The following is a 16,055-nucleotide window of genomic DNA, read 5'->3' as shown; positions in this document are numbered from 1 at the left end:
AAAAACAGGGTTTATGCAGCAGCCATGAAAAACAGGATTCTTCTTACTTTTTGCAACGAAAACGCTAGCGATGGGAGCGCGTAAAAACAAGCTAGCTGGAGAGTTCGCCACACTGTGCATGAGGCGAAAAAATTTACCTATTCTGAATTGGCGAACGCGATCTTTATAAACAATTAACTAGGTCAAACCCAATGCGGGAATACCCGCCAAGCCTTTGCGACTGAGCAATAAACCCCATTAGATTTTCAATAATGCGGCGGCAATTCGTCGCGCAAATTGCGCACGCTGGCACCGCCACCTTGCTCGGGCATGCGTTGCTGCAGGTCGCGCAGCAGGGTGATCAGGCGGTCGATCTGTTGCTGCTGTTTGTAGATGGTGAGGTTCAGCTCTTCGAGCAGATCGTCGGCGTAAGCGGCTTTGATCTCTAGCGCTTCGATGCGCTGCTGCAGGGCTTCGGTGGTGGACATGGTGTTTCCTTGGGGGCTGCGTGCGCGCAGGCACGGCAAAAAGCATAACGCCGGCGTGTGACACACACGCCGGCGCGCAAAGACTAAAGACAGTCAGAGGCAGGCTTTAGAACGCCTTGGCCAGGCGGGCAATGCCTTCTTCGATCTTGGGAATGTCTGCCGTAGCGAACGACAGGCGGAAGGTGGAGCGGTCCGTGGTTTGCGCAAAGAAAGGAGCGCCCGGCACAAAGGCCACGCCCTGCTCAATGGCGCGCTTGGCCAGCGCATCGCCGTCCTTCTCTTGGCCGTTGGCGCCCGTCAAATGCACCCAGATGAACATGCCGCCTTGGGGTTGCACAAAGCGCACGGCATCGCCGAGCTGGCTGCGCAAGGCGTCGCCCATGGCTTTGCTGCGGGCGGCATAGGTGGTGCGCACACGGTCCAGGGTGGCGGGCATGCGGCCGGCCTTCAGGTACTGGGCGGCGGTGGCTTGGGTGAAGGTGCTGGTGTGCGCATCGCTGAACTGCTTGCACATCACGCACTTGGCCAGCAGCTCGGCCGGGGCGATCAACCAACCCAGCCGCAGGCCGGGGCTGAGCACCTTGCTCATGCTGCCGCAGTGGGCCAAATAGTCGCGGCTGCCGGGCACCAGGTGCGATTGCGCCAGCAGGCTGGGAGGCGGAGGCGCGTCAAAGTACAGATCGCCATAGGGATCGTCTTCGACGATCAGGGTCTGGTGGCGCACGGCCATCTCCAGCACCTGCTTGCGGCGCTCCTGGCTCAGCAGCACGCCACTGGGGTTGCCAAAGGTGGGGATCAGGTACACCAGCTTGGGCTGGTGCTCGGCGATCAGCTTGTCCAGCTCTTCGGTGATGACACCGTTGTCGTCGATCGGCGCGCTGATGACTTCTGCGCCGTACAGGCGGAAACACTGGATGGTGGCCAGGAAGGTGGGGCCTTCGACAATCACCTTGTCGCCGGGCGAGATCATGGTTTTGGCCAGCAGATCCAGCGCTTGCTGGCTGCCGGTAGTGGTGATCAGCTGCTCTGGCGCCAGGTTTTGCACGCCCTTGCCAGCCATGAAGCTGGCGATCTGCTCACGAAAAGGCATATAGCCTTCGGTGGCACCGTATTGCAGCGCGGCACCGGGCTCTTCCTTCAAGGCAGCGTTCGCGGCTTGCTGCACGCCGTCCACGTCAAACATGGCCGCGTCAGGAAAGCCCCCGGCAAAGCTGATGATGCCGGGCTTGCCCAGCAGCTTGAACAGTTCACGGATGGCGGACGTCTCGACGTTGTCGAGGCGAGAGGCGAAACGCAGTGTCATAAGGCTTTCTCAGGATCTAAAAATACAGCCGCGCCGACCGGGGCCCGGGCGCGGCAACCTCGGCCATTTTGCAACTTTTTACCATCCACACACGTCGCTATGGCATCCCCCACGGGATTTGCGCGTTTATTCCTCGTCTATGCTTGGTGCACTGAAAACAGATTGCCCGGAGGGGCAATTCAAAAGACCAATAAGCACTATGCGTATCGCTGGATTTTTCTTGGGCATCGTCAAACTGATCGCTTCGCTGCTGATGCTGGGCGCCGTGGTCTGGGCCTGTGGCGCCCTGTGGTACCAGCTGGCCGGCAGTGTGACATCCGCTTCAGCACGCGGGCTGATTCTGGGCGTCTGGGTGGGCGTGGGCCTGTACTGCATTTTTTTACTCTGGCAACACCGCGTGCCCAAGGCCTTGCTAGTTTTTGGCGTGCTGCTGGCGGCGATTTTGCTGTGGTGGAACACCATCCAGCCCTCGAACACCCGGCGCTGGGCACCGGATGTAGCACAGCAGCTGTCGGGCAGCGTGCAAGGCGATATCGTGCAACTGCACAATGTGCGCAATTTCGACTGGCAAAGCGAGAACAAGGCCACGCCACGCTGGGAGAACCGCAGCTACGACCTGCGCCAGCTCGCCTCGGTAGACATGGCCACTTCGTACTGGATGGGACCGGCCATCGCCCACACGCTGGTGAGTTTTGGTTTTGACGACGGCAAGGGCCCGCGCCGCTACTTGACTTTCTCGGTCGAGATCCGCAAAGAGGCGCACGAGAGCTTCTCGGCCATTGGTGGCTTTTTCAAGCAGTTCGAGCTGAGCCTGGTGGCCGCCGAGGAGCGCGATATTCTGCGTGTGCGCAGCAATTTGCGCGGCGAAGACGTGTATCTGTACAGCGTGAAAATGCCGCATGCGGCCATGCGCTCGCTCTTCATCGCCTACGTCGACAAAGCCAACAAGCTGGTGGAGCAACCGCAGTTCTACCACACGGTTTTTGCCAACTGCACCACCATCGTGTTCGACATGGTCAAAGCCATCGTGCCCGGCCTGCCGCTCGACTGGCGCCTGCTGGCCAGCGGCTACCTGCCGCAGTATGTGGACAGCGTAGGCGCCCTGGCCCGCGAGCACGATTTTGCGGCCATCCAGGCAGCGGCGCTTATCAACGCCCGCGCCAAATCTACCCAACCGAGTGACGATTTCTCTGCCGCCATCCGCAAGGGTGTGCCGCAGGCGCCGGTGTTGCCTTGAGGGGCAGCGCTGGTACTTAAGCCAGCAACGGACTGCGCAGCTGGCTGTAGCCACTGGCCGCGTCATAAGCCTGGCCGAGCTGCAGCACGGCCATGTCGGCACGCAAGCCACCCACAATCTGAATGCCGGCGGGCAAGCCTTCGGCACTGATGCCGGCAGGCACAGCCAGCGCTGGCAGGCCGGCCATGGTGGCGGCGATCACCACTTCCATCCAGCGGTGGTAGGTGTCCATTTCGCGTGCGCCAATGGTGTGCGGCCAGTCCAGCTCCACCGCAAAAGGGTAGACCTGGGTGCTGGGCATCACCAGGTAGTCAAAGCGCTCCAGCAGGCCGCGCAGCTGCTGGTACCAGGCGCTGCGCACCTTGGCGGCTTCGTAGATGCGGATGCCCGAGAGGCGCATGCCGCGCTCTATCTCCCACACGGCTTCGGGCTTGAGCAAAGCGCGCTTGGCCGGGTCGGTGTAGAGCGCCAGGTTGTTGCCGGCCACCTGCAGGCTGCGCAGATCAAGCCAGGCCTCCCACAGCTGCTCCAGATCGAAATCGAGCACGGCGGGTTCGACACTGGCGCCCAGGCTGCGGAAGTGCTCCAAAGCAGCTTCTTGCTGCGCGAGCAAGCCCTCCTCCATGGCTAGGTGGCCGCCCCAATCGCCCAGCCAGCCAATACGGGTGCCGGTAAAACTGCGCTCCAAGCCAGCCACGGCAAAAGCGTCGGCCGGCCATTCGCGGGCCAGCGGCGTGCGCGTGTCGGCGCCCACCATCACTTGCATTTGCAAGGCCAGATCGGGGACGTTGCGCGCCATCGGGCCGCAGGTGCTGTACTGCTGCAGGAACACTTCTTCGGCCGGGCCATAGGGCAGCGCGCCGAGCGATGGCCGAAAGCCAAACACGTTGTTGAAAGCCGCCGGCGTGCGCAGCGAGCCCATCATGTCCGAGCCGTCGGCAAACGGCAGCATGTGCAAAGCAGTTGCCACGGCTGCGCCTCCCGAGCTGCCACCGGCTGAGCGCGTGGGCACCCAGGCATTGCGCGTGGCGCCATACACCGGGTTGTAGGTGTGGCCGCCCAGGCCGAATTCGGGCGAGTTGGTGCGGCCCACAAACACTGCGCCGCTGGCGCGCAGGCGCTCAAAATGGATGGCATCGACCTGTGACACCTGGCCGGCAAACACGGGCGAGCCTTTGGTGGTGACCATGCCTTGCACCGGCATGATGTCCTTGGGCGCCTGCGGTATGCCGTGCATCAGCCCGCGCGAGCTGCCTTGCGCCAGCTCCATGTCCAGGCGCTGCGCCTGGGTGTGCAGGGTTTCAGGGTCTTGCGCAGCCACGATGGCGTTGACCTGCGGATTGAGCGCATCGATCTGCGCCAGATAAGCCTGCAGCACTTCCACACAAGAGAGCTGGCGCGCATGGATGGCAGCCGAGAGCGCAACCCCGCTCAATTCGGTGATCTGGGTGGGCGAATGGGACATGGCAACTCCTTGGTGAAACTCTCCCCATCCTAACCAGTGCCTGTGAAGCGGCTGCACTGCGGCTGTCGCCTCGGCTCGGCTGACCCATAATGGCTGGCAAATTGCATGAAGCCACCACGATGAAAACCGCTGTTATCGAACCGTTTTTTGCCACGCTCAAGGCCGCCAACCCTTCACCACAAACCGAGCTGGAATACACCTCCGTCTTTGAGCTGCTGACCGCCGTGCTGCTCTCGGCCCAGGCAACCGATGTGGGCGTGAACAAAGCCACACGCAAGCTCTTCCCGGTGGCCAATACGCCGCAGGCGATTCTGGATCTGGGCCTCGAAGGGCTGGAGAGCCATATCAAGACCATCGGCCTGTACCGCAGCAAGGCCAAGCACCTGATGGAGACTTGCCGCATTCTGGTCGAGCAGTACAAGGGCCAGGTGCCCGGCACACGCGAGCAGCTCGAAGGCCTGCCTGGCGTAGGCCGCAAAACCGCGAATGTGGTGCTGAACGTGGCCTTCGGCCAGCCGACCATGGCGGTCGATACGCACATTTTCCGCGTGAGCAACCGCACCGGCCTGGCGCCGGGCAAGAACCCGCTGGAAGTGGAAAAGCAGCTGATGCAGCGCGTGCCCGCCGAATACGCCGTGGATTCGCACCACTGGCTGATTCTGCTGGGCCGCTATGTCTGCCAGGCGCGCAAGCCGCGCTGCTGGGAATGCATTGTGGCGCCGTACTGCGACTTTGCGCCCAAGACGCCAGCACCGGCTGCCGGCAAATCCTGATGACTTAGCGCATGCTATCGGCTCACGCCGATTGCGTGCTGACGCCCGCCGAGGCAAAGCTGGCCATATCGCGCAACATGGTGCAAGCCGATTGCAGCAAAGGCCAGGCCAGCGCAGCGCCCGAGCCTTCGCCCAGACGCAGTTGCCAATCGAGCAGCGGCTGCGCTTGCAAATGCGCCAGCATGCGCGTGTGACCAGGCTCGCCCGAGCGGTGCGCGTACACACAGCGCTGCAACACATGGGGCTGCAGGCGGCTGGCTACCAGCACGGCGGCCGTAGTGATAAAGCCATCGACCACAATCACGCGCCGCTCGGCAGCAGCTTGCAGCACTGCGCCCACCATGGTGGCGATTTCCAAGCCGCCCATGGCGCACAGTACGGCCAGTGGCTCTTGCGCGCCAGCATGCAAAGCCAGCACACGGCGCAGCACTTCGATCTTGCGCGCCAGACCTTCTGCGTTCAGGCCCGTGCCCGCGCCGGTGACAGCCTCGATCGGCTCGTTGCACAAACGCGCCAGCAGCAGCGATGCGGCCGAGGTATTGCCAATACCCATTTCGCCCAACAGCAAGGCGTTGCCCGGCAACTGCTGCACCAAGGCCATACCGTTGCGCAGCGCAATCGCGCATTGCTCGGCCGACATGGCCGCGCCCTGGCTGCAATCGGCCGAACCATATGCAATTTTGCGGCGCCACAGGCGCGGTTCGCCTGCTGGCGGCAGTTTGTGCTCCGGGTCTTGCTCGCGCGGCGCAAAGTCTTTGGCCACGCCGCAATCGACCACATTCAAAGCAATGCCGTTCTGCCGCGCCAACACGCTGACAGCTGCACCGCCCGCCAGAAAGTTCTCCACCATCTGCCAGGTCACATCCACCGGGTACGCCGACACGCCTTGCGCGGCCAGCCCGTGGTCGGCCGCAAACACCAGCATTTGCGGCTCTTGCAGCACCGGCTCTTCGCTGCCCAATATGCAAGCCAGGCGCAAGGCCACCTGCTCCAACACGCCGAGCGAGCCAAGCGGTTTGGTCTTGTGGTCGATGCGCTGCTGCACCCGCTGGGCGAAAGGCGCGTCGTCAATGGCAGCAATGGAAGGAATCAGAGCGGCAAGTGAAGCAATGGCAGAAGAAGCAGAGCTGGCAGACATGGTTCAACGCGCAGCATCGCGCGCACAAAAGACGAAACCACCAAGTATCGCGCAGCAGGGCTTTGTCAGCAGCCACTGCGCCAGAGGCCTACAGTGGCAAAGGGGCGTCGGCTTGGTGGCCCAAACGATCTTCTTGAGATACCGACGAAGGACAGAGCTCCATAGCCGGTATTCCAACAGCACCATTTGGCAGTGAAGCGGGCGTAGGAATTACTCGCCCCAATGGAGAGATGGACCCGTAGGCTAGGCGTCTGGGGCGCCGACAGTACCTGGGTACGGCAAGGCAGGATGGCCTGCCCCGCCGCAACAACGCATACGGGTTCATATCTCCACCCAAAAACGAAGACTCTCAATATTGCCATTGAGGCCAGCTTCGCCACCGCACTTGCACTCAACCGAAAACCCACCGTGCGCGCAAAAGAAAAACCCAGGTCTTGCGACCTGGGCGGAAAGTCAGTTGGCGCACCCTGTGCTTTGTCCAAACTGAAAGGGGACTGGTAGGCCCGGCGCCCTGGCTCATTGACCAGGGCCGGGCCGGCCGGCGCAAGCTCAGGGCTTGGCAGGCACGGTGTAGGTGAATTCGCGCAGCACACCGCCGCCTTCGACGGAACCGCTGACATTGCCCTTGGCAACGCGGTCGAGGCAGGCGCGCTTGTCTTCTTCTACCTTAAAGACACCGCAGCGGGCTACTGCATTGGCCTGGTACTGGTCACCGCCCTGGGTGCTGAGCTGGCCTTGGCGATCGGCCTGGCGGGCGGCAGCGGCTTCGCGCTCGCTGGAGCTGCCGGCGCCTACATCGCGCGGGCCAGCGTCACGGGGGCCGCGATCACCGTGCTTTTTATGGCCTTTTTTGTGCTCGTGCTTGTGGTGCTTGGGCGGTGGTGGCGGTGCATCGCCCTTGGGCGCGGGCTGGGCCATAGCAAAGCCGGCGGCACCTACAGCCAAAGCAGCAACGGTAGCTTGCAAGGAACGGAGAACAGTCATTTTCATTGTGAACATCCCAACAGTGTTGTTAAGCCATGTGCGTAATTTGCGCGAACTTGTGCGCAAGCCTTATCAGCACAGCGCTCCAGACTATGCAAGTCTGGGCCTACAGGCAAGCCCGATACGTAACAATTGCTCCGACTCTTGCGCTCGTTCAAGTGCGCTGCTGGCCGCTTTGCGGGCCAAACCACTGCGCCACGCCCTGCGCCAGGCGCGCAAACACCTGCTCCAGGCTGGGCGCTGACTGGCCGAACAAAGCGTGGATGACCGCTGCATTTTCAAACAAACCATGCAGATAAGTGCCGATCACGCCCGGTTGCCCGCCTTGCCACAGCATGCCGGGTAACAGCTCCCAAGCCTGCTGGGATGCCGCGGCCTGCATGTCGGCACGCAATTCGGTCTGGCCGTGGTGGATTTCGTAGCCCCGCACCGGCACGCCGCTCAGCGCCTGCCACGGTGCTTGCAGCGCCGGCAAATGGATGCTGGTGGGCTGCACGGTTTTCTCAGCGGCAAACAAGGTGGCCAAAGGCAGCAAACCCAGTCCGGCGGCGTTGCCGTCCACGCCATGCAGATCGATCAGCGCTTCGCCCAAAATTTGCAAGCCGCCGCAGATGCCCAGCACGCGCTTGCCCGCATTGGCATGGGCTACCACGGCCGCGTCCAGCGCCTGGCTGCGCATCCAGGCCAGGTCTGCCGCCGTCGCCTTGCTGCCAGGCAGGATGACCCAGTCTGCATCCGCAATCTGCGCAGGCGAACGCGCCCAGACCACACGCACGCCTGGCACCTGCAGCAGCGGCTGGAATTCGTCGAGGTTGCTGATGCGCGGGTAAGCCACGATGGCAATCGTGGTGTGCAAGGCCTGGCCAGCGCCCGTGCTGCCGCGGTCGTCAAAAACGCCGTCTTCCTCGGGCAGGCCATGGGCAAACTGCATGGGGATGCAGGCGACCGTGGGCACGCCGGTTTTCTCTTGCAGCATTTGCGGCGCAGGTGCCAGCAGCGAAGCATCGCCACGAAACTTGTTCAGCACAAAGCCTTGGATCAATTGCTGCTCGTCTTCCGGCAACAAAGCCCAGGTGCCGTACAGGTGGGCGAAAGCGCCGCCACGGTCAATATCGGCCACCAACAAGCAGTGCGCATTGCAGTGCTTGGCCACGCGCATGTTCACCACATCGCTGGCGTGCAGGTTGATCTCGGCGGGCGAGCCTGCGCCTTCGATCACCACCACATCGTTCTCGGCCCGCAGCTCGTCGAGCGCCTGCGCAATCTGCGGCCACACTTTCAGGCTACGGCCACGCCAGGGCATGGCGCTGAGCTCGTCACTGACCTGGCCGAACAGCACCACCTGGCTGCGCGTATCGGCCTCAGGCTTGAGCAGCAAAGGGTTCATGCGCACATCGGGCGTGCAACCGGCGGCCAGCGCCTGCAGGTATTGCGCCGTGCCAATCTCGCCCCATTGGCCTGCGGGCGTAGCCACCACGCGGGCGTTGTTGCTCATGTTCTGCGCCTTGAACGGCGCTACCTTGTAACCTTGCGCGCGGTACCAGGCGCATAGCGCCGTGGCCACCCAGCTTTTGCCCGCGCCGCTGCTGGTGCCCAGCACCATCACGCACAAGGCGGGGCGCTGGCCGGGAGTGGGCTGGGGGAGTTGAATAGGTTCGTTCATGCTTCAGTTCTCGATCTCGATCCGGCCTGCTCCAGATGGGTTCCAGGCTTGCTCCAGCGCAGCTTGCGATGCCGGCGGCAGCACGCCCAGCCTCACATGACCGGGCAAACCGAAGCTGCGGCAATCGCGCAGTTTGATGCCTTGTGTGCGCAACGTTTGCAGGCGTGCATCCCAAGTGCCCGCTGCTACCGGAACCTGAGCCACAAAATAGTTGGCCTGGTGGCCAGGTACAACTTGCCAGCCCAGGCGCTCGCACATGGCCAGTTGCTGCGCTTTCCACTCGCGCAAGGTCTGCAGGCTTTGCGCCAACCAGTGCTGGACTTCGGCAGTCACCCAGGCTTGCAACATGGCGACGCCGTGCGCGCCCACCACCCAAGAAGGCGCCAGCTCGCACAGCGCCTGCAGCTCTTGGGCGCTGGCATGCAGCGGCGCAATGGCGTAGGCCGCGCGCACGCCTGTCATGCCCAAGGCTTTGTTTGGCGTCCACAGCTGCCAGAGCGCATCGAGCCCGCGTTGGGGTGCAGCGCCTTCCAACCACAAAGGGCGGTAGGCGCAATCGAGTACCCGCCATTCGCTGGCCAGCGCTGGCAGCGATTGCGAATCCGCCGGCCAATAATCTTCCAGCAAGCCCAGCGGGCTCGATGGCTCGCAAGCCCAGTGCAAGGCCGGCTGATTCTTCACGACTGATCGCGTTTGCACCGCCAAGCCCCACACCTGGGCCGCATGCAGGTAATCGCCATAGTGGTGCTGCGGCAGCGTGATGTATTGCGCACCGTTGCGCAGCGCGTGCTGTGTCAAACGGTGGATCAACTCGCTGCTGCTGCCGCCAATGACAATGCGCTCCAGCGCCACGCCATGAAAAGCAGCCAACTGCGCCCGCAGCGCGGTGTAGTGTGGATCAGGGTATTGCGCCAAATGGGCGGCTTGCAAGGCAGCCACCGCCACCGGGCAAGGCCCGCAGGCGTTGCGGTTGGTAGAGAAATCGTGCGCTGGCACACCAAGTGCATCGGTGCCACCATGCATCAGCTGCGGCTTGTTTTTATCCATGGGCAAGCTCCTTCCACCACCAAATTACCAGGGCCGCCATGGCGAGCAGGGCACACACCGCCTGCGCCAGCACTACTTGCGCCGCCAAGCGCACAGAGCGCTGCAGATCGGCTGCTTCAGGCGCCCTGCCCTGCGGGTTGAGTTGGTAGACGCCAGGCTTGGACAAATGCACGCCCAGCGCTTGCGCCATGGTGCCCATGGGCCAGCCGCCGTTGGGCGAAGGCGTCACTGAGGCATCACGACGCAGCGCTTGCCAGCCAACACCGCCCGCCAGCAAAGCCAGCCAGGCGGCAGTCAGCCGCGCGGGAATCCAGTTGAGCACATCGTCGGCCCGCGCTGCCCATTTGCCCGCCCACTGCCAGTGGCGGCGCTGCTCGCCCTTGCCGCGCCAGCCGGGGTAGCCCCACATGGCGTCGGCCGTGTTGGCAAAACGGTAGAGCGCTGCGCCGGGCAAACCGGCCACGACAAACCAGAACAGCGGCGCGATCACCGAATCGTTCAAATTCTCGGCCAGGGTTTCGATGGCGCTTTCGCGCACCGTGGCCGCATCGAGCTGCGAGGTGTCGCGGCTGACGAGCCAGGTCAGGCGCTCACGGCCTGCAGGCAGCGATTGCTGCAGCGCCGCCTCTACCGCCAGCACTTCGTCCTGCAACATGCGCCACGACAACAAAGGCTTGAGCAACACGCCCAGCGCCACGCCAGGCAACCACCAAGGCCGCAACGGCAAGAGCACTTGCAGCAGCCAGTACAGCATGAAAACCAGGGCCGCCATGGCGCACCAGGCCAGCGCGGCCAGCATAAAACGCAACCAGTCTTTCTCTACCTCAGCGCGTGGTGCCAGCGCTTGCCCCACCGCGCCCAACAGCTTGCCCATATAGACCACAGGGTGCAGCCAGGCGGGCGGCTCACCCCACAGCTTGTCCAGCAGCAGCGCCACCAACACAGCAATCAGCACGCACAACACGGTTTGCAACCAGGCGATCTGACTGCCCGCATCGGCAGCCACAACAACCCGCCACAGCCAGACCAAGGGGCTGAAGGAGGCGATGAACAAGTCCCAAAGCGAAAGCGCCGTCATGCGCCAGCGGCACTGCCAGGGCCGGGGGTGCCGTCCCAGCAGTCATCCATCAACATGTCTTGCAGCGGGGCACGGCTGGCCCATTTTTCTTGCTGCAGCATGGGTTCGGCGTAATAGGCATCGACCGGGCCGAGGCAGAGCACGCCCAGCGGGTGCGCGCCTTCGGGCATTTTGAGCAAATGGGCCAGCGCCACCGGGTCGAAGATCGAGACCCAGCCCATGCCCAGGCCTTCAGCGCGCGCCGCCAGCCACAGGTTCTGAATGGCGCAGGCGCTGCTGGCAATATCCATCTCGGGCAAGGTGCGGCGGCCAAAAATATGCGCCTCCCGCCCTGGCGGCATGGCCACCACCAGCACCTCGGCCGCGTCCAGCACGCCTTGCACCTTGAGTTTCATGAAGTCTTCTTCGCGCTCGCCCAATGCGTGGGCGGTACGCACGCGTTCGTCCTCGACCAGCACATGGATGCTGGCGCGCATGGCGCGGTCCTTCACCCGGATAAAGCGCCAAGGCTGCATGAAGCCGACGCTGGGCGCGTGGTGCGCCGCCCGCAGCAAGCGCAGCAGTACTTCTTCGCTGACCTCGCCGCCAGCAAAATGCCGCATGTCGCGGCGCTCGTAAATGGCACGGTAGACCGCCGCGCGCTCCGCCTCGGTAAAAGGCGTGGCGGGAATGGTGGCCGGCGGCTGGCTGGGCGTGGTATCAGACATGGGCGCTATTTTCCGTCACAAGCAGTGCCTGCTGCAGCGCCTCAGTTAAGCATTTCGACGGTGGTCCCGTTTACTGGTCACAATTGCCGTCCGCCTTGGGTTCCCGCTCCGGCACCGCCGACCGCGCTTGCAACTGCGCCTTGGCTTCCGGCGACAAGTTCTGCACAGCGATGCTCGACAAGAAGCCATACTCTTTCAGCGCCAAGCCGGTTTTGGGGCTGATAAAGAGCTGCGGCTTCAAGCCTGGCTCCAGCGCATCGAAGCGTACTGAGCCGCCATAGGCAAACACCTGCAGCTCGCCAAAAAAGCCGCCTTGGTACGTCACCTGGCCCGACTGCAGACGCGCTACGCTCGCTGCGCTGGCGCAGTTGCTGGGCGCCAGCATGCTGTAGACCACCAGGCGTTGCAAACGGCCGGGAACGCCATCGTTTTTTTCCGTTTGCCGCACCAAGGGGTCGTTGGCATAGCGGCTATCTTGGCCACCTATCAGCACCCGATTGGAGCGCAGCGTGAAGCGCGGCAAAGTACCTACCGAGTTTTGCGCCACCAGCAAGTGCACATTCGGCCAGACCAGCTCTTCCACGCCAGCGGGCAGCGTGAGGGTTTGCGGCTGCGAGAGATAGCGGCTGTAGTCACGCGCATAACGGCGGCCGCGCTGCTCGGCGGGCACCGGCGTTTTGGCCGCCTGCCCACGGACAAACACGGTATCGCCTTCGCGCTCCAGCACCAGCGAAGCGCGGGTCTCGTCCAACCCCGCTCCGCTCATGCGCATATCGCCTTGCCAGGCCACATACACCATGGTGGAGGTGCCGCTTTCCACCTCAAATTGCTGGTAATCGACATCCCAGACCACGCGACGCACGCCTTGCAGATCAGCGGCCGAGCGCGTCACCAGATCGGGAGCGCGCGGCAAAGGCTTGATGCTTTGCGCCAGCATCAGGCCGCCCCAGCAGACCAGCACGGCCGCAGCAAACCACCAGTTGGCCAGACGCGCTCTCATGCCAGATCCTTTTCACGCCAGGCCCAGAAACTGGCCAGCCACAGCAGCAGCGGGCAGACCAACCAGAACAAGCACTGCGCCAGCCAGGCGTCCCAGCCATTGCGGCGCAACACCGCAGGTTTCCCCCACTCAAACAGCACCGAAGGCTCCGAGCTGCTGACCAGCAGGAGCAACAAAGTACACAACAACAGCACCACGGCCAACCCCAGCGCCTTGAGCGCAGCCGCACGCTGAAACTTCACCAGGCTGTAGGCACCAAAGCCGGCCAGCACGACCGTCAACCAAAGATACATCGCCTGCGCCATGGCCATGCCTTGGGAGTCGTTGCCCAGCAAAGGCACGAACCACTGAAAACCGACCGGCTTGTTGAAAGACTTTTGCCCTTCTGCAGCCAGTTTGGCGTAGTGCGTGGCTTCAGCTTGGGCTGCCAGCGCGTTGGCGCCGAGGTAGAGCAACTCAAAAATCAGCGTGTAAGCCAGCGGCATGGCCACCAACAGCATGAGCACCGCATGCAGCCATTTCTCCAGGCTCGAAGCCGGCCGCACCAAGGTCAGCAACGCTGACCCCTGGCGCTGCAAAGGCGCAAACAGCACACAGCAAAACGCCGCAAGAAAGACCAGCAGCAAGCTGTAGTAAAGCGTCATCAGCGTTTCTTTTTCGAGCGGCCTGATGGCTGGCGCGCCTGCGGCTATCAGACCCAGAAACAGCACATGCACGACCAGCACCACGGCCGCCAATGCGTAGTAGCTGCGTTTGCGCTCAGCCCAATCCACACGCAGCAAGGCCAGAAAACGGGAAGCCACAAATGCGCGTGCAGGCTGTGGCGCAGCCAAAGGTGTGGACTGGCTCATGGCTGCTCCTCGGCAACAGCAGGACGCAGCGCAGCCAGCATGGCCTGCGGTTGCAAACTGAGCGCTTTGTAGACCAGCTCCAGCTGCACGCCGCGCGGTGATTGCTCTTGCAAGTTTTGCGGCAGCAGGCGGCGCTGCGCAACCCAGGCGGTTTGCGCTCCCAAGGCTTCGCTGTAAAGCAGCGCCTCGGCAGGTGGCAGCTCGGCCGGCGTGGCAGCAATGCCCAGCGCCAGCTGCTCGGCCAATGCCGCCATGCTGGCTTGCAGGCGCAACTGGCCGTCGTCGATAAACCAGACATCGCTGAGCAGGCTTTCCAGATCGTGCGCCTGGTGTGTGCTGATGAGCACCAGCCGCTCCGCGTGCTCGGGCCGCGCCATGAGCTGCTTGAACTGGGCGCGGCTGACAATATCGAGCCCGTTGGTGGGTTCGTCCATCAGCAGCACGGGCGTCAAGGTGGCCAGCGCAAAAGCGATGGTGGCTTTCTTTTTCTGCCCCAGGCTCATTTGCGAGAAACGCTGCTGCGCCGGCACTTCCAGCACTTGCAGGTAGTTGTGGAACAGCGCCGCATCAAAGCGCGGGTAAAAAACGCCTTGCAGCGCCACCAGGGCAGCGGGCTGCAGATCGGGCAGATGAAACTCTTCGGGCAGCAAATAGATTTGCGCCAGGTATTCGGCCGCCCGCGCACGCGGCGTATAGCCCAACACCTGAATCTGGCCAGCCTGCGGCGTGAGCAAACCGGCCAGCAGTTTGAGCAAGGTGGATTTGCCGGTGCCGTTGCGGCCGAACACGCCAATCGTGGCCGGGCCGCGCACTTGCACCTCAAAGCCGCGGTACAGCAGGTTGCTGTAACCAAAGTGCAGATCACGGATCTGCAACCAGTCCAATGCACTTGCGTTCATGCTCTGCCCTGGCTGGCGCGTGCAGGAGCCAGTGCCCAGCGCAATGCGGGCACGGCTTGCGCCGGGTTGTTTTTCTGCGGCATCTCCACTCCCTGTTTGGCATCTGATCTTTATCGATGGGCCTGCCGCTCCAGCACTAGCCGTGAGCAAGCAGACACTTTGGCAGCGAGCTTAGCCGATGTGGGCGCGCTGCGGTTTGCAGCGTTGCGCCCGCGCCAATCCCAAGCGCCCAGACTCAACCGCCCAGATGCATGGTGAAGCGGGCGCCGTTGTCCAGCTCGCACTGGCCGGTGCCCAAGGTGGCGGAGTTCATCTGGTAGCTGCAGCGCATCCAGCCGCCGCGGCTGCCAGCGCCGTTGGCAATGCCGCTGCGCGCTCTGCTGGCATCGCGCGTGGCTTCGCCGCTGTAGGTTTCGCCCAGGATATTGGCGCTGAAGATGCCGCGGCCGTGCAGATCGTTGGTCACCGTACCTTGCACGGTACCGTATTTGGCCGCCAGCTCATTGGCCGGGTACATGCGGGCGTTGAAGGTAACGGGCGCATTCGCCGCTGGTGCCACGCTGCTGGCTGCAGCGGCTGGCGATTGCACCGGGCCGCCGGGCACGGGCTGCATGGGGACGACGTAGCACGCGCTCAGCAACAAGCTGGATGCGGCCACCACCGCCACTTGCGCAGCACGACGAGCAATACGGGAGACCAGAGCGTTACGGGTTTGCATATGTTTCGAACCAAGCCCAGGCACATGCCTGTGAGCGCAGTCTCGGCCAACCGCGCAGCAAACCCGCATGCTTTTGCACCAAGTGCCAGCACTTGGCGCAAAAAGTAGCGTGCAGCGATACCTGCGTCAGTCTTCGATGCCGCGCTGCGCCGGAACACCAGCCTGGAAAGCGTGCTTGATCAGCTTCATCTCGGTCACGGTGTCGGCCAGGTCGATGATTTCCTGCGGGCAGCGGCGGCCGGTCAGGCACACATGCACGTCTTTGGGGCGCGCCTTGAGCGTGTCGATCACCTCGTCGAGCGGCAACCAGCCGTAGATCAGCGGGTAGGTGATTTCGTCGAGCACCACCAGAAAGTACTCGCCCGAGAGGATGTCGGCCTTGGCCTTTTGCCAGCCGTCACGCGCGAGCTGGCCCGATTGATCGAGGTCCTTGCTCTTCCAGCTGAAACCGTCGCCCAAGCCTTCAATCGGCAGACCTACCTTGTCGGCCAGGCGGTGTTCGCCAAAGCGGGCGGTCGGCACTTTCATGAACTGGTAGACCTTGACCGCCTTGCCCCGGCCGGTGGCGCGGAAAGCCAGGCCAAAAGCGGCCGTGCTTTTGCCTTTGCCGTCGCCGGTGTTGACGATGACCAGGCCGCGGCGCTCGCCCTCGGGCTTTTCGTAAGGTTTTTCGGTAGGCGGGGTTTCGATCTGCATGCGCGTCTTTCGCTAAAGGGTTGGGAGGT

At 63.1% G+C, this 16,055-nt stretch carries 16 protein-coding genes; 2 read left to right on the top strand and 14 right to left on the bottom strand.

The annotated features are described in order from the left end of the window. Window positions 1-245 precede the first annotated feature (245 nt). Together ACFIQF_RS12675 and ACFIQF_RS12670 are read right to left on the bottom strand one after the other, a co-directional pair. Window positions 246-467 carry a SlyX family protein gene (locus ACFIQF_RS12675; protein WP_393943300.1) on the bottom strand — a complete coding sequence of 74 codons (222 nt, stop codon included), beginning with the start codon at window positions 465-467 and terminating at the stop codon, window positions 246-248. 106 nt (window positions 468-573) lie between these two features. Beyond that, entirely contained in the window at window positions 574-1,770 is a 1,197-nt protein-coding gene (locus tag ACFIQF_RS12670) for an aminotransferase-like domain-containing protein (protein ID WP_393943298.1), read from the bottom strand. Between the two features lie 220 nt (window positions 1,771-1,990). Here ACFIQF_RS12670 and ACFIQF_RS12665 point away from each other — a divergent pair, with 220 nt between their 5' ends. Then, window positions 1,991-3,007, top strand: a complete 1,017-nt coding sequence (locus tag ACFIQF_RS12665; protein WP_393943296.1) for an Lnb N-terminal periplasmic domain-containing protein — start codon at window positions 1,991-1,993, stop codon at window positions 3,005-3,007. A gap of 16 nt (window positions 3,008-3,023) precedes the next feature. On the opposite strand, the gene ACFIQF_RS12660 is transcribed toward ACFIQF_RS12665, so the two are convergent. Next, a complete protein-coding gene (locus ACFIQF_RS12660) occupies window positions 3,024-4,472 on the bottom strand; it encodes an amidase (RefSeq protein ID WP_393943294.1) in 1,449 nt (482 codons plus the stop codon). A 119-nt stretch (window positions 4,473-4,591) separates the two neighbouring features. Here ACFIQF_RS12660 and nth point away from each other — a divergent pair, with 119 nt between their 5' ends. Beyond that, on the top strand, window positions 4,592-5,245 hold the full coding sequence (gene nth, locus ACFIQF_RS12655) for an endonuclease III (RefSeq protein ID WP_393943292.1): 654 nt from the start codon (window positions 4,592-4,594) through the stop codon (window positions 5,243-5,245). Window positions 5,246-5,267: 22 nt separating this feature from the next. Here nth and cobT read toward each other — a convergent pair whose 3' ends face one another. From cobT to cobO, 11 genes are all read right to left on the bottom strand, one after another. Next, window positions 5,268-6,383 (bottom strand): nicotinate-nucleotide--dimethylbenzimidazole phosphoribosyltransferase, encoded by a 1,116-nt coding sequence (gene cobT / locus ACFIQF_RS12650; protein WP_393943291.1) that lies wholly within the window; start codon window positions 6,381-6,383, stop codon window positions 5,268-5,270. Window positions 6,384-6,932: 549 nt separating this feature from the next. Then, window positions 6,933-7,367 (bottom strand): hypothetical protein, encoded by a 435-nt coding sequence (locus ACFIQF_RS12645; protein ID WP_393943290.1) that lies wholly within the window; start codon window positions 7,365-7,367, stop codon window positions 6,933-6,935. A 154-nt stretch (window positions 7,368-7,521) separates the two neighbouring features. Beyond that, window positions 7,522-9,030, bottom strand: a complete 1,509-nt coding sequence (locus ACFIQF_RS12640; protein ID WP_393943288.1) for a cobyric acid synthase — start codon at window positions 9,028-9,030, stop codon at window positions 7,522-7,524. Between the two features lie 3 nt (window positions 9,031-9,033). Beyond that, window positions 9,034-10,077, bottom strand: coding sequence for an aminotransferase class I/II-fold pyridoxal phosphate-dependent enzyme (locus tag ACFIQF_RS12635; RefSeq protein WP_393943286.1), 1,044 nt, complete (start codon window positions 10,075-10,077; stop codon window positions 9,034-9,036). Then, window positions 10,070-11,155, bottom strand: coding sequence for an adenosylcobinamide-phosphate synthase CbiB (gene cbiB, locus ACFIQF_RS12630; protein ID WP_393943285.1), 1,086 nt, complete (start codon window positions 11,153-11,155; stop codon window positions 10,070-10,072). The genes ACFIQF_RS12635 and cbiB overlap by 8 nt, the downstream gene beginning before the upstream one ends. Beyond that, complete coding sequence (bluB, locus tag ACFIQF_RS12625; RefSeq protein WP_393943283.1) at window positions 11,152-11,862, bottom strand: 5,6-dimethylbenzimidazole synthase; 711 nt, start codon at window positions 11,860-11,862, stop codon at window positions 11,152-11,154. Before bluB ends, cbiB begins: the two co-directional genes overlap by 4 nt. Before the next feature lie 70 nt (window positions 11,863-11,932). Beyond that, window positions 11,933-12,862: a hypothetical protein gene (locus tag ACFIQF_RS12620; protein WP_393943281.1), complete on the bottom strand. Its 930-nt coding sequence runs from the start codon at window positions 12,860-12,862 to the stop codon at window positions 11,933-11,935. Next, window positions 12,859-13,713: a hypothetical protein gene (locus ACFIQF_RS12615; RefSeq protein WP_393943280.1), complete on the bottom strand. Its 855-nt coding sequence runs from the start codon at window positions 13,711-13,713 to the stop codon at window positions 12,859-12,861. Before ACFIQF_RS12615 ends, ACFIQF_RS12620 begins: the two co-directional genes overlap by 4 nt. Beyond that, window positions 13,710-14,612: an ATP-binding cassette domain-containing protein gene (locus tag ACFIQF_RS12610; RefSeq protein WP_393943278.1), complete on the bottom strand. Its 903-nt coding sequence runs from the start codon at window positions 14,610-14,612 to the stop codon at window positions 13,710-13,712. The genes ACFIQF_RS12615 and ACFIQF_RS12610 overlap by 4 nt, the downstream gene beginning before the upstream one ends. Window positions 14,613-14,847: 235 nt before the next feature. Further along, window positions 14,848-15,330 (bottom strand): hypothetical protein, encoded by a 483-nt coding sequence (locus ACFIQF_RS12605; protein WP_393943276.1) that lies wholly within the window; start codon window positions 15,328-15,330, stop codon window positions 14,848-14,850. Window positions 15,331-15,456: 126 nt separating this feature from the next. Further along, complete coding sequence (gene cobO / locus ACFIQF_RS12600; RefSeq protein ID WP_393943274.1) at window positions 15,457-16,026, bottom strand: cob(I)yrinic acid a,c-diamide adenosyltransferase; 570 nt, start codon at window positions 16,024-16,026, stop codon at window positions 15,457-15,459. Between the last annotated feature and the right edge of the window lie 29 nt (window positions 16,027-16,055).

The sequence above is a fragment of the Comamonas trifloxystrobinivorans genome, assembly GCF_043359985.1.
Lineage (GTDB): Bacteria > Pseudomonadota > Gammaproteobacteria > Burkholderiales > Burkholderiaceae_C > Comamonas > Comamonas trifloxystrobinivorans.
Note: the sequence above shows the minus strand (reverse complement) of the source record. Positions and strands in the feature narration are given on the sequence as shown.